Source organism: Brevibacillus sp. BD137 (genome assembly GCF_041644655.1).
Lineage (GTDB): Bacteria > Bacillota > Bacilli > Brevibacillales > Brevibacillaceae > Brevibacillus > Brevibacillus brevis_D.
The window spans coordinates 182,995-203,771 of the sequence record NZ_JAOTNO010000004.1; the positions used below are offsets into that span (position 1 = coordinate 182,995).

General features: G+C 41.4%; 21 protein-coding genes and 2 pseudogenes. 18 read left to right on the plus strand and 5 right to left on the minus strand.

Features of this window, described 5'->3' with window-relative positions; all coding sequences use genetic code 11:
* Positions 1–17: 17 nt before the first annotated feature.
* The 7 genes from ODZ53_RS10925 to ODZ53_RS10955 all read left to right on the plus strand — a co-directional run bounded on the left by ODZ53_RS10925 (position 18) and on the right by ODZ53_RS10955 (position 5,499).
* Positions 18–641, plus strand: coding sequence for a pentapeptide repeat-containing protein (locus ODZ53_RS10925; RefSeq protein WP_372676949.1), 624 nt, complete (start codon positions 18–20; stop codon positions 639–641).
* A gap of 191 nt (positions 642–832) precedes the next feature.
* Positions 833–1,432: a hypothetical protein gene (locus tag ODZ53_RS10930; RefSeq protein WP_372676951.1), complete on the plus strand. Its 600-nt coding sequence runs from the start codon at positions 833–835 to the stop codon at positions 1,430–1,432.
* A gap of 23 nt (positions 1,433–1,455) precedes the next feature.
* Positions 1,456–1,776: a deaminase domain-containing protein gene (locus ODZ53_RS10935; RefSeq protein ID WP_372676953.1), complete on the plus strand. Its 321-nt coding sequence runs from the start codon at positions 1,456–1,458 to the stop codon at positions 1,774–1,776.
* Positions 1,777–2,145, plus strand: coding sequence for a hypothetical protein (locus ODZ53_RS10940; protein ID WP_372676955.1), 369 nt, complete (start codon positions 1,777–1,779; stop codon positions 2,143–2,145).
* A 246-nt stretch (positions 2,146–2,391) separates the two neighbouring features.
* The gene (locus ODZ53_RS10945) at positions 2,392–3,744 is read left to right on the plus strand and encodes a deaminase domain-containing protein (protein ID WP_372676957.1); all 1,353 of its coding nucleotides are present in this window, start codon (positions 2,392–2,394) and stop codon (positions 3,742–3,744) included.
* 13 nt (positions 3,745–3,757) lie between these two features.
* Positions 3,758–4,162 carry a hypothetical protein gene (locus ODZ53_RS10950; RefSeq protein ID WP_372676959.1) on the plus strand — a complete coding sequence of 135 codons (405 nt, stop codon included), beginning with the start codon at positions 3,758–3,760 and terminating at the stop codon, positions 4,160–4,162.
* A 275-nt stretch (positions 4,163–4,437) separates the two neighbouring features.
* The gene (locus ODZ53_RS10955) at positions 4,438–5,499 is read left to right on the plus strand and encodes a hypothetical protein (RefSeq protein ID WP_372676961.1); all 1,062 of its coding nucleotides are present in this window, start codon (positions 4,438–4,440) and stop codon (positions 5,497–5,499) included.
* A gap of 567 nt (positions 5,500–6,066) precedes the next feature.
* Here the strand turns inward: ODZ53_RS10955 and ODZ53_RS10960 are convergent.
* The 3 genes from ODZ53_RS10960 to ODZ53_RS10970 all read right to left on the minus strand — a co-directional run bounded on the left by ODZ53_RS10960 (position 6,067) and on the right by ODZ53_RS10970 (position 10,499).
* A complete protein-coding gene (locus ODZ53_RS10960; RefSeq protein ID WP_372676963.1) occupies positions 6,067–8,073 on the minus strand; it encodes a serine hydrolase domain-containing protein in 2,007 nt (668 codons plus the stop codon).
* Between the two features lie 210 nt (positions 8,074–8,283).
* Positions 8,284–8,436 carry a hypothetical protein gene (locus ODZ53_RS10965; protein WP_172141946.1) on the minus strand — a complete coding sequence of 51 codons (153 nt, stop codon included), beginning with the start codon at positions 8,434–8,436 and terminating at the stop codon, positions 8,284–8,286.
* A 74-nt stretch (positions 8,437–8,510) separates the two neighbouring features.
* Positions 8,511–10,499 carry a serine hydrolase domain-containing protein gene (locus ODZ53_RS10970; RefSeq protein WP_372676965.1) on the minus strand — a complete coding sequence of 663 codons (1,989 nt, stop codon included), beginning with the start codon at positions 10,497–10,499 and terminating at the stop codon, positions 8,511–8,513.
* A 275-nt stretch (positions 10,500–10,774) separates the two neighbouring features.
* Between ODZ53_RS10970 and ODZ53_RS10975 the strand changes: the two genes are divergently transcribed.
* The 6 genes from ODZ53_RS10975 to ODZ53_RS11000 all read left to right on the plus strand — a co-directional run bounded on the left by ODZ53_RS10975 (position 10,775) and on the right by ODZ53_RS11000 (position 17,677).
* A complete protein-coding gene (locus tag ODZ53_RS10975) occupies positions 10,775–11,362 on the plus strand; it encodes a sensor domain-containing protein (protein WP_372676967.1) in 588 nt (195 codons plus the stop codon).
* A 4-nt stretch (positions 11,363–11,366) separates the two neighbouring features.
* Positions 11,367–13,178, plus strand: coding sequence for a response regulator (locus tag ODZ53_RS10980; protein WP_372676969.1), 1,812 nt, complete (start codon positions 11,367–11,369; stop codon positions 13,176–13,178).
* 146 nt (positions 13,179–13,324) lie between these two features.
* On the plus strand, positions 13,325–13,948 hold the full coding sequence (locus ODZ53_RS10985; protein WP_064202523.1) for a hypothetical protein: 624 nt from the start codon (positions 13,325–13,327) through the stop codon (positions 13,946–13,948).
* A 434-nt stretch (positions 13,949–14,382) separates the two neighbouring features.
* On the plus strand, positions 14,383–14,967 hold the full coding sequence (locus tag ODZ53_RS10990) for a hypothetical protein (protein ID WP_372676971.1): 585 nt from the start codon (positions 14,383–14,385) through the stop codon (positions 14,965–14,967).
* 20 nt (positions 14,968–14,987) lie between these two features.
* The gene (locus ODZ53_RS10995; RefSeq protein ID WP_372676973.1) at positions 14,988–15,878 is read left to right on the plus strand and encodes a nucleotidyl transferase AbiEii/AbiGii toxin family protein; all 891 of its coding nucleotides are present in this window, start codon (positions 14,988–14,990) and stop codon (positions 15,876–15,878) included.
* A 182-nt stretch (positions 15,879–16,060) separates the two neighbouring features.
* Positions 16,061–17,677 (plus strand): GMC family oxidoreductase, encoded by a 1,617-nt coding sequence (locus tag ODZ53_RS11000; protein ID WP_372676975.1) that lies wholly within the window; start codon positions 16,061–16,063, stop codon positions 17,675–17,677.
* A gap of 179 nt (positions 17,678–17,856) precedes the next feature.
* On the opposite strand, the gene ODZ53_RS11005 is transcribed toward ODZ53_RS11000, so the two are convergent.
* Complete coding sequence (locus ODZ53_RS11005; RefSeq protein ID WP_372676977.1) at positions 17,857–18,276, minus strand: DUF1259 domain-containing protein; 420 nt, start codon at positions 18,274–18,276, stop codon at positions 17,857–17,859.
* 51 nt (positions 18,277–18,327) lie between these two features.
* Entirely contained in the window at positions 18,328–18,753 is a 426-nt protein-coding gene (locus ODZ53_RS11010) for a DUF1259 domain-containing protein (protein WP_372676979.1), read from the minus strand.
* A 332-nt stretch (positions 18,754–19,085) separates the two neighbouring features.
* Here ODZ53_RS11010 and imm47 (ODZ53_RS11015) point away from each other — a divergent pair, with 332 nt between their 5' ends.
* From imm47 (ODZ53_RS11015) to ODZ53_RS11035, 5 genes and pseudogenes are all read left to right on the plus strand, one after another.
* Positions 19,086–19,193: an Imm47 family immunity protein gene (imm47, locus tag ODZ53_RS11015; protein ID WP_372676981.1), complete on the plus strand. Its 108-nt coding sequence runs from the start codon at positions 19,086–19,088 to the stop codon at positions 19,191–19,193.
* Positions 19,153–19,434 (plus strand): annotated as a pseudogene (gene imm47, locus ODZ53_RS11020) (Imm47 family immunity protein). The gene imm47 (ODZ53_RS11015) and the pseudogene imm47 (ODZ53_RS11020) overlap by 41 nt, the downstream one beginning before the upstream one ends.
* Positions 19,419–19,568: pseudogene (gene imm47, locus ODZ53_RS11025) on the plus strand (Imm47 family immunity protein); the annotation flags it as partial. The pseudogenes imm47 (ODZ53_RS11020) and imm47 (ODZ53_RS11025), both read left to right, overlap by 16 nt.
* 114 nt (positions 19,569–19,682) lie before the next feature.
* The gene (locus ODZ53_RS11030) at positions 19,683–20,111 is read left to right on the plus strand and encodes a hypothetical protein (RefSeq protein ID WP_372676983.1); all 429 of its coding nucleotides are present in this window, start codon (positions 19,683–19,685) and stop codon (positions 20,109–20,111) included.
* A 116-nt stretch (positions 20,112–20,227) separates the two neighbouring features.
* Positions 20,228–20,680 (plus strand): Dps family protein, encoded by a 453-nt coding sequence (locus tag ODZ53_RS11035; RefSeq protein WP_081437224.1) that lies wholly within the window; start codon positions 20,228–20,230, stop codon positions 20,678–20,680.
* Positions 20,681–20,777 lie beyond the last annotated feature (97 nt).

Genomic DNA, 20,777 nt, shown 5'->3' on the forward strand with positions numbered 1-20,777 from the left:
AAGAGGGAGGATAATGGATGTTAACTCAACAAGAACTAAATAAAATGATTGAGGATCACCAATTATGGATCATTGAATCAAAATCTAGAGGCACACAATTGCATTTAGAGGATGCAACTTTAATTGAATTGGATTTAGTTGATAGGAACTTAACAGATGTGGTACTTGTGGGCTCAACATTACAGAAATGTTTATTAACCAATACTGATTTTTATTATTCTAATCTGGCATCAATTAATTTTTTAGAGGTCAGTATGAATGGCGTAATTTTGACAAAGTCAAATTTGGATTACTCAATATTTAAGAAATGTGAAGCCACTAACTCTAAGGTTATAAAAGCTACGTTTTATGAATCTGTAGTAGAGGAAGTAAATTTTTGTAATTCTAGTATGATGAAAGCGAGGTTTATGCATTCTAACCTAAAAGATGTAAAATTTATAAATTGTGATTTATCGAGAGCATCTTTTAGGAATTCCATTCTTCAAGATGTAGACTTTACTGGTGCTGATTTATCTGAAGTAGATTTATCCAATGTAGAGATAAACAATGTTATTTTTAATGGGGCTTTTTACAATCATAAAACTATTTGGTCTGAAAATATTAGTCTAGAAAAAATGGGGGCTATTTTCAAAAAAGATTAGAATTGGGTCCTTGTTAAAAATTTTATGTAAACCCGTTTACAACCCCAACAACAAGGTCGTACAATACAATCAACAAACCAAACACTAAACAATTCAAACACTTGATAAACTTTCAAAGCTCTTTCCCACTTGAACTATGAGTAGGAATGAGCTTTTTTTTGCATGTCCAAAATCAAAGGAGGACGAAACGAATGGCAAAACGTGAACAGGTAGTGGCAGAAGAGTTGAAGAACCAGCAACTAGCACAGGAAGTAGAAAAAGAAGTGAGGTCTATTGCCCAGGCTCGGGCAGCATACGAACAGCTTATGGATGAGATTCGTGGTTATTGTCAGCAAGCAAGAGAATTACGTAAGCAGGCGGCAGAGTTGCAGCAAGCAGGACTTACAGATTTTCAGGTTAGCGAAGAGATTCAGCAGTTGTTGAAACATGCGAAGCATTTGGATGCGGTAGCAGGTCAGAAGGATGGCCTGCCACGCCAGCAAGCACTAGAACTCATAGACAGACTAGAGCAAGAAGCATCAGATTGCAGGAAACTTGTGCAGTATAACGAGACGGTTCAAGCACAGCAGGAACAAGAACTTGAAGATGCAAAGGAAACAGCGGCGAAAATAATTCAGGATGCAGAAAAACATCTGGCACAAATAAGGCAAGTATTGGCTGAAAAAGTGGCTCAGTTAGCAAAACTGGAGGGTCAGGCAAATGAATACCATATACCTCGGAAATACCAAGGTGTAATGCACGATCTGTTGCAACAGCAGAAGGGAACAGAACAGATAAGAGAATTGAACTGATAACAGAAAAAGGAGTCTATAGTATGCAAGCTGGTAAGGATAGCAACAGCTTTGTAATTGAGATTACAGATGATAGCGAAGTCGTAGAAATAACCCAAAAGGTCAACAAACAGAATGTTGTAAATGGTGAAGAGGCTTGGGATAGGGCTACAGATACAGAATTTAAAATACTAAATGAAATCGCGACTAAGTTAGGGGAAAATAAAGAGGCTGTCGGTAAAATTAAAATGTATACTGATTTAGATTGCTGTTCTAGTTGTAGTAATGTTATAGGCCAATTTAAAGAAAAATATCCCAAAATCGAAATAGAAGTGATTTATAAAACTAAGGGGGGCGGAACATAAATGAGTGATGAACTTTTATTTGAAGAAGTTGAGTTTTTTGAACTTCAGTATTTAATAACGGATAGGTTTTACTATGAAGTTTCACTAAATGATCGTACTTATGGACAGGCCGCAGGGATTTGTTATCAATCGTTTTATGAACACATCGTATCAAATAATATTAACACTATTATTACCATCTCTCTAATCATCAGATTAATGATTAGGCATGATGTTGAAATTAGTAAAAGTGATATTGATGATATGAAAAGAGTCATACTTTTGTCACAAGAAATCAATTATGAAGAAGTATTAAATGAAAATCAGATAGAATATCTTGAAGAGTTTATAGGAGAAATAAAAAGAAAATATGAGAAGCTGACTAAATAAAAGCCGATTTAGAGAGCGTCAATAAGGAGTCTGTAAAATAGTTTTGTAAAGTCATTTACAACCCCAACAACTAGATCGTACAATACAACAAACCAAACACTTAAAAACTTGACAAACACGTTTAGAACAACTTTCAAAGGCTTATTCCAACTCAAGTGATGAGGAGGAATAAGCTCTTTTCTGTATGTAGCAGAAGGCAACCAGATTGCTGAGGCGAAAGGGAAATTAGATGCTCTCGGAGATACCTTGTTAGGCTTGTGGAATGTGGTAGTAGATGCCGGAGATATTGCGTCGACCGCGTTACCAACATCGTATCTGGTAGACGCCATTTACGAAGGGGTGACTGGGGAAGAGCGACCTTCTCTCCTCGAACGAAATGATCTCGCGAGAGGAGCTGTAGAAACCGCTACGGATGCAGTCAATTACGTGGGAGATACGGTAACGGGCAATAAATCGTGGGAACAAATCAAATCCGATGCAAAGTCGGTTGGACAAGGGCTATACGATGACTATATCGACCCATTCGTGAAAGACGCCCAATACGATCAGGATAACTTGCTTAAAGGCGGTCTGTGGACCAGATCAGAAGAACAAAGCTATGAGAAGGGCCAGAATGAGTTCAAGAAAGACATGGTGGTTGCAGAGGTAGCGGTAAGTGCTCTTAGTGCTGGTACGGGTACAGCCGTTACACGGACAGTGAAAATGGCCGATAAATTGGATGGGCCGAATGGCAAGAAAAAGTCTGGTGACCATGAGGGAAATGGGAAAGGTGTCCTTTTGCCTAATTCCAGTATCGATGAACTAATGCACGTCATTCTTAAGGATGGAAAGCTAAAGACGGCGGCTAAGAGTTTTGCAGAGTCGATGATTAAATTAGAAGAGATAATTAAAGAATTTCATAAACTGATGAAAGGTGAAATAGAAATACGAGTTGGAGTGATGTGGACTAATCCAATTGACGGTGGTGGAATTAGTTGGCCAGTAGTTTTTATCGAAAAGCGGAACAGTCACGGGAATGGAAATGGAGGCGGTGGTGGAGGGAATCATCGTCGTAGTGATAATGGTAATGAGGGGACAGGTAATGTTAATAAGCCTGAGAGAATAATTGATGATCTTTACAATAGAACTAAAAACATAAGAGATCAAATAAAGCAAAAAGCAGATGAAATAAGAAAATCTGATGCTTTCAAAAATCTTTCAAGTAAACAGAGAAGAATTTTAGAGCAAAAACTGAGAAGATTAGAAACAGGTAATCTAGCCTCCGCTAAAGTTGATATTTCTGGAATCGAGAAAGGCTATATTTCTCATAGTCAAATTAATACATTGGATGATTTATTTGCAGATCTTGATAATTTTACACATCTAAAAAACGATAGAGTATTTGAAACATATGTAGAGGACGGCTTTCCAAGATACCAAGATACTGAAGCCAAAATTTTAGAGGATATTGCTTCAAAAATTAAGGATCCTACTATAAAGGGTGAAATTGATTTTTTTTCACATTTTGACGTGTGCCAAAGTTGTACAAATTTGATATTTGAGTTTAGACGTAAATTCCCTAATATAAAATTAAACGTTTATACTAATAGCATGAGATAAAGGGATGTGTGTTATGAGTACCTACGAAGAAATTAAAGATTCTGTCGAATTTGGATTTGAAGAATACATTGGTAATAACAATTACAATTCTGCCCAGGCTTCTTCAAGAATTCTAGAGGAGGACTGGTGGTTATTAAACGAAGGAAATTTCAGTAAAACGGCATTTTTTGTATGTCTGGCCTTAGAAAGTCTGAAAAAGAATGAAATTGCTGATTTTCTATTACTAAAATTAGATACTTTTTTAAGGAATTTAGAATTTGAGGATTATATTAAAACAGATGATGTGAAGCAACTTTCTCAAGATATCAATTTGTACAAAGAACGTATAGAAAAGGTTGATTATAAAATCATTCAAACAGATGATACATGGAAAGGTAGACTTGAATATATTTTGAGTTTGAAACAAGAAGACTTATAGCCTCACATTTCCCCAATAGCAAGGTCGTAATATACAACCAACAAACCCAACACAAAATAACTTAACGAACACTTGACAACAGATTCGTAAAATTTTTAAAGGCTTATTCCAACTTGAACAATGAGGAGGAATGAGCTTTTTTGTTCGCCCGAATTTAAAAATGTATATTGTAATTGAGGAACAGACGTATGACGTAATTAAGCTCCGAAGCTCGCGAAGTTACAGCACTTCAAATAAAACAGATAGTAAATTCCACGGTGGGAGTATAAAGTAAAATGAAAAATACTAGCTTAATAAGTGCCGCAGAAAGAATTTCATTAATTGATTTTGATAATATTCGTAACCAGGATTACAAATCACATCATTTATTAGTGCAAGAATTCCTTAGAAGGGCTACATGTGTTATTCATGAATATTCAATTACATTAAAGACTTTAAGATATCCGTTTATTTCAGCATATGATGTAATGGATAGAGAGTTAGATATAGATGTCCTTCAATGGTGTCCAAAACTTGAAGAAATTCATAATGGTACTATTAAATATATGTGTCGATACTATCTTGAATGGTCAGCTTTAATAGATAAAGGGATATCAGTTGCATTAGAACATAAGGATTTGTATGAACCGTTGATACAATTACTAGAAAGAGGAGGGAGTTTTAATATTCGTCAAAATTCAATGATTGTTGGTGAGGCTACCTTCCATCTTCCTACTTATCGTGACAAGGTAATTTTGGAACACAGTGATATAAGTGAGCAATATTTAGATCAATTGGATTTAGAACAAGACATGGAGATAAAGTGGGAAAATGAGGACGGACTGATTATTACAAGCTACCTAGAGTATGCTCAAGCTAGAATTACGTCTATCAATTTTATGCTTGAACAACCAGAAAAGAAATCCCATTTGATCTTAATAAATGAATTTTTAAGAAGGGCGGCATATTTTGAACGATTTTTATATTTAAGTATCGATAGTCCGTTTGTTAATGCTGTAGAAACGCTGGGATATTCATATACATTAGAGATAGAAGAAGTATGTCCAGCAATTCAATCAATTGAAAGTGAATTAATCAAGTCAGTTTGTATAAATTATCTAGAACTATCAGCGTTAGTAGATCAGAAAGTACTAAAAGCTCGAAAGTATTATAATCTTTATGAGCCTATGATTAAATTATTTGAAAGGGGTGGGAAAGTCATCCTTATGGATAACAATATTATTACTGGATCAGAGATAATTCCGCTTGCAGATTGGTATGTAGACGCCATAACGAACTCACCGGAAGATATAAGTGATAGAAATTTAAATTTACTTGACTCAACTTTATTGGAGTGAAGTAACTAAATAAATCTTGATATAATTTGAGTAGATTCGGGATTCGCTGAGCAAGTTGATACTGAAGCTCTATAATTTATCATTTTGGGAAAGAGATGGACTGGTAGAGTTACCAAGTGCTGAAAAAACCAATTATTTAACACATATAATCCATACAAATATGTAGACTGGGTTTACATCTTAATAGTGAGGTCGTAGATACACAACCAAACACTAAAAAACTTAACAAACATACTTGATAAACTTTCAAAGGCTTATTCCAACTCGAACGCCGAGGAGGAATGAGCCTTTGAAGCATGCCCAAAATTAATGGAGGAAAGAAAAATGGCATGCAGGTACAGGAAAAGGTGGGATGAATTGCATAGGCACAAACAGAGTGAGAGGCTACTGTCAGAAAGCACGAGAGTTACGCAGAGATGAAGGTTCTGGCCTGAATCCATGTCCGATAACCGGATTTTTTTCTGAAAGAAGAAAGGCTGCCGAGTTACTCGACAGCCGTGGGGGAGAGAAAGATCATCCTCAAGGGAGAAAGGTTCCTACACTATCCCAAAAAGAGGAAACAGCTACTTACCACTTAACCGGCAAAGAATGATAACCAAACGCCAAATCAATCAAGGCACTTGCTTCTTGACGCTTCAACAAATCTTTTGGGCGGAATGTGAAAGAGCCATCTGCGCTTAACTTCGTATCAGGATCGACGATGCTTTGTGAAGCAAGTGTAGTGATCGCATCTTTTGCCCATGCATCGGCTGTGTCTTGTAGCTTCACTTTGCTGGTTGCCGCCGGTTCAAGCTGTTTCAAAGTTTGGATCATAACAACAGCGGCTTGTCTTGAGATAGGTGACAAAAGGTTGAAATCAGGGATGCTTGCGGCCACTTGTTTTCTATCATTTTCTTCAACCCCCGCAAATCCATACAAGCCACGTGCTTTGATCAGAGCGTCAATAAATTCGCCTTGTGTCATGGTCCCTGTAGGATCAAATTTACTTCCTTTTTTTGCTCCTATAATGGAAAGAGCGCTGACATTGCTGATATGGTTCTTATAGCTACTGGTGTCAGAGACGTCTGAATAAGTCTGCTTCCGATCCATTTTTTGTGAATAGGCAACGGAATGTGAGACGTTATTTAGCGTGGAGTAATAGAAGTATTTGATGTTACCGTTCTTCTCTTCCTTGAATGCGATTTTACTGCCTTCCTCATTGACAAACAGCAGAGGGTGAATCATTCGCAGTTTTTGTTTTCTACTTGTTGCATCTTCTACCATGAGTGAGCCGTTCTCGTAGGAAATAGAAGTGCGTAACCAATAGGCACGCGTATTTTCGTACAGCCCGATATATTTTTGCGCATCCTTTTCACTCAAGGGCAAGTAAATAGGATCTGCTTTTTCTTTTTCGGGGAAATAATGATCCATGAACTCTTTGAAAATATCAGACCTCATATCCGAATCATTGTTGTAGGACATATAATAGGCGGTTTTTTGTTCAGGAATCAATACGATTAGGGAACTGTGGCCAGGCATGTTTCCACCCTTGAAAACAACGTGCTGACCATTTGCCAATTCTCTATATAGGTTTTCAAAGCCACCTACTGTTGTGACCGGGATGTCTTTTTCTGCAAAAATCTGGAAGGAATGCATCATTTCCATGCTTTTCTGGCTGACGATTTCCTTGCCGTTAAATTTTCCGTTTTGCATCTGCATGATCAAGTATTTGGCCATGTCTTCTCCCGTTGATACAATGCTTCCGTCAGGAGCAACAGTTGGCATTACTCCTTCTGTCGGCTGTGGTTTGCCAGTAGGACCGTAATGGGCAGCCATTCTCTTCATGAGTTCAGGCTTAAAGAGTACACTACTCGAGGTCATTCCGAGAGGCTTGAACACTTTTTCATCCATATACTGGGCAAAGGGGATTCCACTTGCTTTTTCCACGGCGTAGCCAGCAAGTAAGAATGCAGTATTATCATACGTATAGACCTCGCCAGGTGGTCGTGTGACGGTCGGCAGATTATTCTTTGCAAGGAATTCATCCATCGAGATGTACTGCTCGACGTATTGTGGACCGGTAAAGGTAGTGATGTCAGGCATATCGAAGCCGCTAGTGTAGGTAAGCATGTCGTACAGAGTGAGCGGTTTTCCTGTCTTATTGGGAATCTTTACCCCGCCGAGATATGCCTCTACATTACGATGCAGGTCTATTTTTCCCGCATCGACTTGCTGCATGACGGCCATAGCGGTAAAGGTTTTCGTTACAGAGCCAATTTGGAACACCGTGTCTTTATCAACAGGGATTTTCTTTTCCTTGTCAGCGAAGCCGTATCCTTTGTTCACGAGGACCTTGCCATCACGGATGACAACAAAGTTGGAACCATTCACATTAAATTTTTTCATTTTCTCTGCAAACAGTTGATCGGCAAACGCTTCTACTTCTTTGGCATCCAGCGGTCCTTTTATGTTGTTGGCAGCAATGGAAGCAGTCTGATTGGATTCCATTGCGCTGAGTGGCTGCGTGCATACGGTAATCAAGCTCGTAGAGAGAAGAAAAACTGCGAAGCTCATTTTTTGAAAAGCCTTTTTCATGTGGGATTCTCCTTTGGGTTTTGCTAATACGTTTTGGCGCACCGACTCCGAGAGTGAGCGCTTGAGCACAGTATGGCAAAGCTCGTGTCATACTCGGTAGTAACTTTCTGTCATATGGCATTTTGGCACTGGCTCATACGCAGGTTCTAAGAGCAAATGAAAAAGACTGCCGAGTTTCTCGACAGCCTTAAAGTGGGGAGAGAGTAGTTATTAATCTTTCAGCTCGGTAATCACTTTTGAAGCGCGTTTTTCATCAGGGGTAGGGAACATTTGAAATTGATGCTGAAGCTCGATTTCCTTCTCATTCAAGTCACTTGAAACTTTTTGCTCAGCTTGTCCCCTGTGTTTATCGCTATTTTCCACGACCAGTCACCTCCCTCAAAGGAGTAGGGTATACAACAAGTCCCTACTTTATCCCAATAAGAGGAAAAGGATGCTTATCGTTTAATCGGCAATGAATAGTAACCAAATGCTAAGTCAAGCAAGGCACTGGCTTCTTGACGCTTCAGTAAATCTTTTCCGCGGAATGTGAAAGAGCCATCTGCGTTTACCTTCGTGTCAGGATCGACGATGCCTTGTGAAACGAGAGCAGTGATCGCATCTTTTGCCCAAGCGTCGGCTGTGTCTTGCAGCGTCACTTTGCTGGTTGCCACTTGTTCAAGCTGCTTTAAATTTTGGATCATGGCAGCAGCGACTTGTCTTGTGATTGGTGCCGATGGGTTCAAATTAGGGATGCCCGCGGCCAATTGCTGTCTAAGCCCGTCTTCCATCCCGGCCATTACGTAATGGCCTTCTGCTTTGATCAGGGTGTCAGCAAATTCGCCTTGTGTCATGGTCCCTGTAGGATCAAATTTACTTCCTGATTTCGCTCCCATAATGGAAAGGGCGCTGAGGTTGTTGATATGGGTCTTATAGCTGCTAGTGTTAGGGACGTCTGAGTAGGTCTTTTCCATTTCCATTCTTTGAGATTCGCCAGCAATGTTAACGCCTATTGCTGTTGTATAATAGTAGTAGTTGATGTTACCGTTTTTGTCTTCCTTGAACGCGACTTTTTCGCCTGTCTCATCTTCAAATAGCAATGGTTTAATCATTCGCAGTTTTTGTTTTCCGGTTGCCTCACTCTCAAGCACGAGTGATCCATTCTCATAGGTAATAGAAGTGCGTGTCCAATAGGCACGTGTATTTTGATACAGCCCGAAATATTTTTGCGCATCCGCTTCACTCAAGGTCATGTAAACAGGCTCAGCTTTTTTCTCTGTTTCTGGGAAATAATGATCCATGAATTCTTTGTAAATATCAGCGCTAACCATTGAATCATTGTTGTAGGACATGAAAAAGCCGGTTTTATGTTCCGGGATCAATACCATCAGGGAAGAATGGCCTGGCATGTTTCCGCCCTTCAAAACAACTTTCTGACCATTTGCATACTCTGGAAAATAGTTTTCAAAGCCTAAGGTTGTGATCGGGATGTCACCCTCGGAATACTGGTGCGTATGCATCAATTCCAAGCTTTTCTGGCTGACGATTTCCTTGCCGTCAAATTTTCCGTTTTGCAGGTGCATGATCATGTACTTTGCCATGTCATCTGCTGTTGATATAATGCTTCCCTGCGGACCATCAGTTGGATTGGTTCCTTCTAGCGGACGTTGCTCGCCAGTATTAAAGTAATTGGTAGCCATTCTCTTCATGAGCTCAGGCTTCAAGCGTACACTGGTCGAGGACATTCCGAGAGGTTTGAACACTTTATCATCCATATACTGGTAAAAGGGGATTCCACTTGTTTTTTCCACAGCGTAGCCAGCGAGCAAGAATCCTGTATTATCATACGTATAGACTTCGCCAGGTGGTCGGACGATGACCGGCATGTGCTTTGGAAAGAATTCATCCATCGAGATGTCCTGCCCGATGTATTGTGGACCGGTAAAGGTAGTTTCGTCCGGAAATTCGAAGCCGGGTGTGTAGGCGAGCAAGTCGTACATGGTGACTGGTTTTCCTGTCTTATTCGGAATTTTTAGCCCACCGAGATATTCCTCTATATTGGCATGCAGGTCAATTTTACCCGCATCGACTTGCTGCATGGCAGCCAAGGCGGTAAAGGTTTTCGATACTGAGCCAATTTGGAACACCGTGTCTTTATCAACAGGGATTTTCTTTTCCTTGTCAGCGAAGCCGTAGCCTTTATTCACGATGACTTTGCCATCACGGACGACAACAAAGCTGGAACCAGCCACATTGTATTCTTTCATTTTTTCTGCAAACAGTGGATCGGCAAACGCTTCTATTTCTTTGGCATCCAGCGGTCCTTGGGTAGCAATGGAAGTAGTCTGCGTGGATTCCACAGCACCGAGCGACTGTGTGCATGCGGAAATCAAGGTTGTGGAGAGAAGAAAAACGACGAGACTCATTTTTTGTATTACTTTTTTCATGTGCGATTCTCCTTTTTGTGTTGGCAATACGGTTTGACGCACCGACTCTGAGAGTGAGGGCTTGAACACAGTATGCCGAAGCTCGTGTCATACTCGGTAGTGACTTCCTGTCATCACTTTTCCGACTGACAAAATGATTTTGATGAAATGACATAACTTAGCCTGTCATATGACATTTTGATACTGGTTCATGTGACGTGCAGTGGATTATGGTAATGGCAGACCGTCATAATCGTGTCGGAAAAAAAGATATAGATAGGAGAGAATTTGCTTAAATGAAAAGAGCGATCATACGTAACCTTCAAAATGTTATCTTTTTGCTGTATACATTTGTCTCGGGGGTATTTTATCTGTGTTTTTACATGGTCAGTATCGTGCTTGGCTTGGGCTTGTCATTTACCGTAGTGGGAATTCCGTTGCTGACCAATGTGTTGCGTACAACCCAAAACTTTGTCCAGCATGAACGTATTCAGACGAAGATTTATACTGATATTTCGATAGAACCTTTGGAAACGAGACAAAGAGCAGAGGGAAATCAATGGATGCAGGCAAGGGCGGAATTAATGGATGTGAGAAACTGGGTATCGGTTTATTGGCTGATGCAAAAATTTTTCATAGGCTGTCTCTCTCTGGTGATCGGAGTGCTCATCTACCTTGCACCCATATGTTTTGTGGTCACACCGTTGCTCTATCCTTATTTGGAGTTAACTTTTTTCGGGATCCGGGTGGATTCAGATCTGATGGCATTGCAAATTATGAGTTTAGGATTCATACTCATGATCGGGTGCTCCATGATTGGGAAGGGACTGGTACAATTAATTGGTGGGTATACCCGCTCGATGTTCAAAGCAATTAGGAGATGATGGTTTGTTAGATATCGTAAAACAATGGGCCTGGTATGACTGGGTGATGCTTTTTTTACGTTTGCTTATTTGCTTTTTTCTCACCGTTACGACTGCACAATATGTAGATTCTCTTACTCTACCCTTATGGATTGTTATTTTATGGGAAGTTATGGTTTTTTCCGTCCCGTGGATTTGTTTACTGCTGAACTATCGTTACTACCTGATTGCAGAAATGCTCATGTTTGGCGGATTATCGATTTATCTCACGTCTATGTTTCCGGAGGCGTATCTTACTTTTTTGATGCCAGCTTTTTTGATTGCCGCCAATAGTGCGGAGAAATCGTACCGCTGGTCGGCTCCCATTACGATTGTTTTTATCCCACTGTTGATTATGTTTTTTTCGCGGAAAATTGAATTGCTCCAGATATTCCCGCAAGTAGGACTTGCTTATTTGGTGGGGTTTGCCTTTCATTTGCTTATCGTCAATCATCGGCAAAATGAAATTATTCGCAAGCAAAACAGTGTGCTGGAGCAGTACCTCACCCAAATCGAGAGAGTGACGCTGCTGGAAGAGCGGGACCGACTCTCCAAGGATCTGCATGATACGATGGGGCATTCCTATGTCTCGATCATCATGGGGCTGGAAACCTTGCGTCAGGATGTGGTTACGCAGGAAGGGACGCAAAAGCTCGACTCCCTCTTGCAGCTTGCGCGAAACGGCATGAAGGAAGTGAGAGGGTACTTGCATCAGATGGGGTCACCGCAAGAAACGCTTCCTTTGGTTCAGTCGCTGAGGCAGCTTGCGGAGGAGTTTCAGATACATGCAAAGGTGAATGTGCGGTTTCGTGCGATCGGAGAAGAGTATCCTGTTGGTAAGCAGGTGAAAATGACCTTGTTTCGCTGCTTGCAGGAATCTTTGACGAATGCCGTACGCCACGGGCAGGCTACGGACATCGTCGTTTCCTTGCATTTTGAGCAGCAACAGACGAGGCTGGAGGTACAGGATAACGGTCACGGGGTGGAAAACTGGAAGGATGGCTTCGGGATCACGACAATGAAAGAGAGGGCCGCTCAATTGCAAGGAAGAGTATCCGTATACTCAGAGCGGGGAGAAGGAACGCTCATTACTTGTTTGGTGCCGAGGATGGTCGAGAACGCTGACGAAATCATTCGTTTGTTTATCGTAGATGATCACTCGTTTATTCGGGAAAGCCTGCGCTCCATACTCGAGGGACAGCAGGACTTGCGGGTCGTCGGGTTAGCGGAGGATGGGGCGAAGGCTGTGGAGCTGTGTGAGGAGCTGGAACCAGACCTGGTGCTGATGGACTTGGAGATGCCGAATATGGACGGGATTACTGCGACAAAACGAATCAAGGAAAAATGGCCCGGTATTCGTGTCCTTGTCCTGTCAACGTTTCAGGATACGGAAAAAGCCAAGGAAATCATGCGCAGTGGTGCAGACGGGTATCTCTTGAAATCGATTGAATCGCGCGAGCTTGCGGAAACGATTCGCCTTGTCCATCGCGGCGGTACGATGATTGCACAGGACCTGTTTCATAAAATGCTGGATGCACAGCCAGTAACCGAACCGGAAGATTTGCTCGTTGCACCGAAAATAAGCGAAAAAGCCGACGAGAATGTTTATGGTTTAACGAAGCGGGAGCAGGAGATTTTGCAGATGCTTTCCGAAGGCATGCGCTATAAAACGATCGCTTCCAAGCTGTATCTGTCAGACGGGACCGTGCGTAACTACGCATCGGGTCTGTATGACAAGCTCGGGGTGCGGAATCGGGATGACGCGGTAGAAAAAGGGAAAAAGGAAGGACTTCTGTGATGTAAGATAGCCAGGGAGAGTAGGCCCTGGCTTTTTTGCATGGGTAATTTGACAGCTATTTACATAAAGTTGTATAGTAAACTACCAAATGTACCCCTATACATAAACAACTCTCCTATCCAAACCCCACGAGGAGGAACGACATGATGGAAATGTCTATCACAAGAGGTCTGTCAGAATTAAAATTACTCGATAAAAGAATCCAAAAAGGAATCAATGAAACGACTTTCATATCTTCGGCTATTGGACCGAAGCCCGTATCTGGCTATACTTCAACAGAGCTGTATGTGGAAACAACAGAGCGAAACTACCAATCCACCATTGATCTAATAAAAAGAAGACAAAAAATTAAGTCGCTTATCGTCGAATCCAACGCGAAGACAATGGTAACGATTAGCGGCAAGAAAATGACAGTAGCCGAAGCAATCGAGCGAAAAACCTCCATTCAATATGAGAAATCACTGCTGGAGAAAATGAGAAGAGATTACAACCACGCTGTCACGCAGGTTGAAGAGAAAAATGAAGAAGTACAGCTGCGCTTAGAAAAGCTGCTCGAAGCGAACTTTGGCAAAGACTCCAAGGTGAAGGATACAGAAATGGAGGCGATCTCGAAACCATTTAAAGAGCAGAATGAAGCGAAGCTCGTAGACCCATTGAAATTGAAAGAGAAAATGGATACGCTTAGTAAAGAAATTGACGAGTTTGAGTGTGAAGTCGATTTTATTTTAAGCGAATCCAATACGATTACCAAAATCAATCTTGTGGATTAACAGTGTAATTTGCTAATCATTTGAATAGCGGATAAACGAGAGTCCCTTGCCTAGTGGGTTAACTAGGCCATCCTATAATTATTTGGCGAATTTGAGGATGAAAGCTCAAAGATGAGAGCTCAGCTTTCAAAACTTACGTATCAAAGCTCTTTAGGCTCAAAGCTCAGGACTTACGCTTTAAGACTCGATGAAATCTTGGGGCATTGGTCCATAAAAGTACACTCTCTGGACTTTTCAGCAACCACCAAGCTAAATGGTTAGCAACTAGCACTCATACAAAGTAGAGATATGTTGAGAAATGATTTTCAACGTACCTCTACTTTTTTATTTAAACGAAACGGTGAAGAAATAGAAAAGTTATGTCGATACAAATAGGAAGAAAAGGAAATGAATTGAATTGAATGAGCCATACAAGAAAGTCAGGGAGTGAAGCAATGGAATTTGAGTTTCATGTTACCTTCAACGATCTACAACTTGATGAAAAGGAAGCTTTTATCGATCTTTGCCAATCGCAACAAGTGAAACCGGTCATGATCGTTTTGGATCAGGGAAATTACATCAATCAACCGATGATAACAGGAGTAATCAAGCGAGCAGATTTTCAGGAAGCGAATAAAGCGATGGAAAAGATTGCAGCTATGTTTCAAAACAACGGTTTTACCATCGTCCGAAAAAAAGTAGAGATTTCACCAAAAGAAGAAACCTACTTTTACCAGCCCATCCTAAAAAACTCGAAGCCTTACTTCGAATGGCATGGCAAAGTACAGGTCGATGATGTCGCGGCGTTACGAAATTTATGTGAGGGTCATGGCGGACATATTTCGAGAAACTCTTTGAATGTGAATGGAAAAGTGAGATTTATCACCGTCCGAGAATATGAAAGCCCGAAACAGTTTTATGACCGAGTAGAAAAGATTCATACCATTTTGCAAGCAAATCAGATCGGGCTAATCAAAGAACAATACGAACTATGCATTTATGACAGCCGAGAGGAACTGGACAGCGGCTGGATTTCCTAATGATGAGAGGGAGGATCAGGATGATTACATACGACGATGTAGCAGAGTTAGAATATGAAGCGAGAGAGCTCATTGTTTTGGAAGCACTGTTGAGAAGAATTGCTCTTGTGAATATGCCCTTTGTATTAAAAGGCAGTCTTCTAACCAGACAATATTTGGACAACCGAGAGATTCGGGACGCGGATGATATCGATTTATTGTATGCGGGGAAGATCAGGGACGTTGAACATGCCCATGAGGTATTTACACAATGGATGATCCAAGTAACCGAAATGGATCTGAACGACGGCGTGGTGTTTAGAAGTTTTCGAAAAAATGCATTTTGGAGATATATCGATTACGCAATGGCAGATGATTTTCCGACGATCAATACGGATATTGCCTATTATTTTATAGGTCAAACAAGGGAAGAGAATGACTATAACGAGCTTGATCTGGATATTTCGTTTAACCTGGAAATGGATGCAGAACCGGTTCCGCTACAGTACCAACCTGCCATTGGGGAGAGCTTCTTGGTTCCGTACACTGTGCCCCTGTCTATCCAGGTTGCGTGGAAGCTGCATCAAACGATTGTTAGGCCGAGGTTTAAAGACTTGTACGATTTGAAATTTTTACTCTCGCACCCTTCCTATGACAATGATGCGCTCAAGGAAACATTACAGGCGCTCGTGAACGAATGCAGTATCGATCCAGCTATTAAAAAAGCGGATATGAAAAAGGTGCTGGTCGATGATTTACAACACATATACGATTCATTATCCTACGATTACGACTTGAGAAAATATGCGGGCAGCATGGATCGTGGGCTTTATTTTACGCAGTTTGTTAGTGATTTGCGTAAAAAGATGGATTTTGCCGGGATTAATGGGTATGCGTTTGAAAGTTTGCCAAGTCCAACACCGAAAAAATAGAAACAGCATAGGAAGTGAAGTAGGCTTATTCCGTCTGTCGTGGTAGACGAAATGAGCTTTTTTTAAATCATTCACCATCATCATTCATGAATAATACCCTACATTAACCCAATTTCCTTTCGATCACATGTGTCTTTCGAGTTCATGGGATGATCCAAACTGTACATGTAGGGGAGTAGCGAATGAGCGGAAGCAAACAGAAAGATGGGAAAATCATTTTTGATTACATTGTTGTAGGCACCGGTCCAGCAGGCTCTGTTATTGCAAAGAAACTAACGGACGATAAAAAAACATCCGTTCTCGTATTGGAAGCGGGAGAAAATAATGATAGGGACACGCCAATTAGCAACTCAACGTTTGCTTTAGAGCTGGAGGAGCTGTATCTTCCTCAATATTTTTGGCAAGGAGAAGGAGTACCTCAGGAAAAAGTAAATGAACGAAGTTTCGAATGGACGACGGGTCGATTATTGGGTGGAGGCTCTTCTATTAACACACAGCAGTATGTAAGACCTACGTCAGCCGTTTTTCAGCAATGGGAGAAGCTGCTGGGACCTCTTTGGTCCCCAAAAAATGCAACTCGCACTTTTCGGAAAATGGAAAATTACAATGGAAAGACAAACAATAAAGAGGTCCATGGCTATAAGGGATTGATCGACATTCGGCAAGCACCTGAAAATCCAACACCCATGTCCAAAAAATTAGTGTCAGCCATCGAGAAAGCAACAGGATTTCGAAAAATTCTCGATTACAATGACCCAAAAACTCCCCTTGGCCCCTTTACGCGCTGGCAATTATTTCAGCAACCCAATGGAAGGCGAGAAAGTGCTTCCACCGCTTTTCTATCATCGAATATCATGACTACTGCTGGTCAAGGAGTCAATGGTCGAAAGCTGCAAGTTTTCTTTAAATCAACAGTTCTTCGGGTATTATTTAAGAATAAGCGAGCAATTGGCGTAGAATTTCTCAAAGAGGGTAAGCGCGTGCGAGCCTACTCTCGGAAAAAAGTAATCATCTCAGCAGGCATCCATAGTTCTCAGCTTCTAATGCTTTCTGGAATTGGTCCCGCCAGAATGCTTAAGGACGAAGGAATCCCAGTTGTTTTCGCCAACCCCCATGTAGGCAAAGGCCTTAGAAACCACACGCTCAACTTTGCTGAGTTTAGTGCCAATCCGAAAGATAATCCATTGCCTGAGGATGATCCAAATGCACTTTTTACTGGTGGGGCCTTTTTGCCAGATCCCACTCCAGGCTCAAGCAAAACTCGTCGGGCAGTCCAACTGATTGGAATCGGCTCAAAAGGGAAACTGACGATCGCTATCCTTTTCCTAAAACCAAAAAGCCGTGGTTCCATAAAAATACAAAACAATGATCCGTTGAAAATTGTGTTGGCTGATGAAGGATATCTCCATAATCCCGCAGATCTTGAAGCAGTTAAAAACTGCTATAAGGTATATATCAAGAAGATAGCTGCACAATTAACTGCGATCGATCGATCATACCGGCTTATTTCGCCGACTCTAGACATCATCAATAATAATCGCAAGCTTGAAGAGTTCATCAAAAATAATTTTGACCATAACCACCATGAACAAGGTGCGCTTCGCATGGCACCTCTAAGCAAGGGCGGAGTGGTGGATAGCTATGGTCAGGTCCACGGAGTAAAGGACTTAATTGTTGCTGATGATTCGATTATTCCATTCACGGTGGATGGCAACACGTCTGCACCAGCCTACCTGATTGGAAATACAATTGCACAGCAGCTCGTGAAACAAAACGCGCGAGATAATAAGAAAAGGTGAAAGTAGTAACGAAAATGGCAATATCCCGTGAATCCGCAAATGTACGGAGATTCAGGGGATACTATTCGGGGATTGCCATTGTACGAAATCTCGGGCTTTTGCTTTGAAACGGAGCGGCAGTCTTTGACGATATTACCACGTCATTTGCTGCCGCTGTTTTCTGTTATCAATACCAATGATTAACCCAAAAAAGCAATTGAGCGCTTCACTTTTCTTGCGAATGCAATGGGATTATCAATCGACTCCCAGTGAATATACATAAGACGCGGGTTTTCAAAGAGCCAGTGATTATGAACGGCTGTTACTTTTATGCCGTTTTTGCGAAGGTTTGACAGCAAACGGTTTACTTGATTTTGGAAGAGAGCCGTTTCCCCTAAACATAGTGCACGTCCAGAACTGTTCAAGGATTCAAATGAGAACAATTGATAGCGTACCAATGGGGATGTGGTTTTTCTGCCTAATATGGACGCATTGAATACTCTATTTCTGGAGACGAAACAAACGGGACCTTTTGTAATTTCATGCTCGGTTCCACCTAAAATGGCTGAAAATCGGTTACACAGTCTTCTAAACTGGGGACTTGTCTTTACTTTGCTCATATCCATCTTCCTTTCGATTATGATGAAAATTAAACTTCATGGCTCCACCATTTAACCCAGGAATGCGATGGACTCTTTGGTTTTCCTGGCAAATACGATAGGATTTTCTATGGCTTCCCAATGCATATACATTAAGCGCGGGTTTTCTTTTAGCCAGTGGTTGTGAACTGCCGTCACTTTGATCCCACGTTTGCGGAGATTGGAGATTAAACGGTTCACCTGATTTTGGTGAACGGCCGTCTCGCCCAAACAAAGGGCACGACCCGACTTATCAAGAGATTCAAACGAAAACATTTGAGCTCGAACTAAAGGGGATAGCGTACGTCTTCCCAAGATGGTTTCCCGCAGATTTGTAAGCCGCATGACAAAACAAACCGGCCCACTATCAATTTCCGACTCGCCCCCTAATATTTTTCCAAATCGGGTACAGAGCCTTTTGAATTGTGGGCTAACCTTCGATTTCGCTTTATGCGCCATAGTAATCCTCCTTTTGTCAATCTAGAAATAGATTATGATTGACAATAAAAAGGGAAATGAGTAATTTGTGGTTTTTTTACATGGAAAAGACACAGATTTCTTCTAGGTTTTAGTTGTTTTCCCTAAGCACACTTATGACGATTCACTCGTAGAGGGGTTTATAGGATAAATATCATGATGATGCAGTGAAGAACGAGGAATGGAAAAAGTCTCAGTTATAGATGTACTCGGTGACTTTGTATTGAGAGAACTCGTCCTGGAAATTTAGGTGCAGTCCTAGATGGAGCGCTTCTCTATAAAACACGATTTGCAGATGCAAAAGGGGTTGAGGAGTGGATAGTGCAGAATTTGGGCAACCATCATCCTCCAGCCCATCTACTATAAAAGAAAACCTGTTACGTGCAACCACAGAGCCACGAAGCCTTATTTCATCTGATTGAACTATTCAAATTGGGGGATTTTACGCAAAAATGACTACTTATTCAGCTCATGAATTACACGAATGACGAGGCTCTATTAAACCTGTGTATTAGAGTGTTTTGCTCCATCTCAACACACGCAGACTTGAGAGATTCCACTCATCTTCTTTTTCTTGGAGAAGGAAACAAAGCGGCAGTGGATAACTTTGCGTGTGAGGCTATTACGACACTTTCCCTTCCCTTGAAGTCATTCCATATCTGATGGCCTTGCTGGAAGAGTGGGACTCCATTCGTGACACTTCGGTAATGATCAGAGATTCGATTGACTGCTTTATAAATTTCAAAGAACACCTGGGTGATAATGCGGCAGTTGACACGTACCCGAACAGGATTTAGTGAATGTCGTAAGATGCAGTGATGTAAGAAAAAAAGACCGCACAACAGGAAAGAGCTAGAACTTTATTTGGAAGACATGAGGAAAAATTTGAATATTGAATAGAGGTGACCAGCATGTACAAAGAATTAGATGTTTTCATAACAGGCTGCCAAAATACCGTTGATTATTGGTATGACGTTGGTTGCATAATAGCGTCTGACATGCTAGCGAAGTTTAGCCAAAAGGATTGGGAAGACCTGTCCAGTCAAGTGCTGATGAAACCGTTAGAATGGCAGCGAAAACTCGCGTACTGTATGGACAGTTCTTGTAATGAGCATGAACTGAACATTCTACTATCGTTGCTGGATACGGATGATGAGGAACTTTTCGTGATCTGTGTAGATACATTGAGAAGCTATACGACTCTAGAAGCGAAACAAATGATACGTGACAATCCTGCCATGCTCATTCGCGTAAATGAATTGCTTCCCAAAGCTGGCGTTGCGACTAGGGGAGTATTAGAGGATTTCCTTGTGAAAATTAAAAACGCGGAGCTTATTTGAATAAGTAGTACGTTATCAAAAATTAGATGCGGCTCTGTACATGAAAAGAATAGAACCGTCCAATTCACCACATACTACAAACGCTATATCTATACCATGAGAGGTGGAGCGTCCGGATGAGTATGACAATGAGTCGGCCCGTGACCGACGTACTTAATAAACAGGTGGCCAACTGGTCCGTGCTGTATATGAAGCTGCATCATTATCACTGGTTTGTCAAAGGCCCGAATTTTTTTACTCTGCATGAAAAATTTGAGGAGCTATATAACGAGGCAGCGAAAAATGTAGATGCGCTGGCGGAGCGGCTGTTAACGGTTGGGGGCAAGCCTGTTTCGACGTTGAAGGCCTGTATGGAGCAGGCATCCATTAAGGAAGCGACAGGTGGAGAGTCTGCGGATCAGATGGTAGAGGCAGTCGTAAGCGATTTTACACTGCTGATCAAAGAGCTCAAGGAAGGGATTACAGCCGCGGAAGCAGGGGACGATGAAGCGACTGGCGATATGTTCTTAGGGATCATGGACAGCTTGCAAAAGCATGTGTGGATGCTGCAAGCCCACTTGGGAAAATAACGAGAAACTCTTTTACAAGCAAAGCTGATGCCATGGGGTATCGGCTTTTTTCCTATGTACTCAGGAAGGCAAAGTGCAGAGCTGGTCTGATTTGGGG

Coding starts and splice junctions, on each gene's coding strand:
- ODZ53_RS10925 (WP_372676949.1), top strand. CDS start 18: ATGTTAACTCAACAAGAACTAAATAAAATGATTGAGGATCACCAATTA.
- ODZ53_RS10930 (WP_372676951.1), top strand. CDS start 833: ATGGCAAAACGTGAACAGGTAGTGGCAGAAGAGTTGAAGAACCAGCAA.
- ODZ53_RS10935 (WP_372676953.1), top strand. CDS start 1,456: ATGCAAGCTGGTAAGGATAGCAACAGCTTTGTAATTGAGATTACAGAT.
- ODZ53_RS10940 (WP_372676955.1), top strand. CDS start 1,777: ATGAGTGATGAACTTTTATTTGAAGAAGTTGAGTTTTTTGAACTTCAG.
- ODZ53_RS10950 (WP_372676959.1), top strand. CDS start 3,758: ATGAGTACCTACGAAGAAATTAAAGATTCTGTCGAATTTGGATTTGAA.
- ODZ53_RS10955 (WP_372676961.1), top strand. CDS start 4,438: ATGAAAAATACTAGCTTAATAAGTGCCGCAGAAAGAATTTCATTAATT.
- ODZ53_RS10960 (WP_372676963.1), bottom strand. CDS start 8,073: ATGAAAAAGGCTTTTCAAAAAATGAGCTTCGCAGTTTTTCTTCTCTCT.
- ODZ53_RS10970 (WP_372676965.1), bottom strand. CDS start 10,499: ATGAAAAAAGTAATACAAAAAATGAGTCTCGTCGTTTTTCTTCTCTCC.
- ODZ53_RS10975 (WP_372676967.1), top strand. CDS start 10,775: ATGAAAAGAGCGATCATACGTAACCTTCAAAATGTTATCTTTTTGCTG.
- ODZ53_RS10985 (WP_064202523.1), top strand. CDS start 13,325: ATGGAAATGTCTATCACAAGAGGTCTGTCAGAATTAAAATTACTCGAT.
- ODZ53_RS10990 (WP_372676971.1), top strand. CDS start 14,383: ATGGAATTTGAGTTTCATGTTACCTTCAACGATCTACAACTTGATGAA.
- ODZ53_RS10995 (WP_372676973.1), top strand. CDS start 14,988: ATGATTACATACGACGATGTAGCAGAGTTAGAATATGAAGCGAGAGAG.
- ODZ53_RS11000 (WP_372676975.1), top strand. CDS start 16,061: ATGAGCGGAAGCAAACAGAAAGATGGGAAAATCATTTTTGATTACATT.
- ODZ53_RS11005 (WP_372676977.1), bottom strand. CDS start 18,276: ATGAGCAAAGTAAAGACAAGTCCCCAGTTTAGAAGACTGTGTAACCGA.
- ODZ53_RS11010 (WP_372676979.1), bottom strand. CDS start 18,753: ATGGCGCATAAAGCGAAATCGAAGGTTAGCCCACAATTCAAAAGGCTC.
- ODZ53_RS11030 (WP_372676983.1), top strand. CDS start 19,683: ATGTACAAAGAATTAGATGTTTTCATAACAGGCTGCCAAAATACCGTT.
- ODZ53_RS11035 (WP_081437224.1), top strand. CDS start 20,228: ATGAGTATGACAATGAGTCGGCCCGTGACCGACGTACTTAATAAACAG.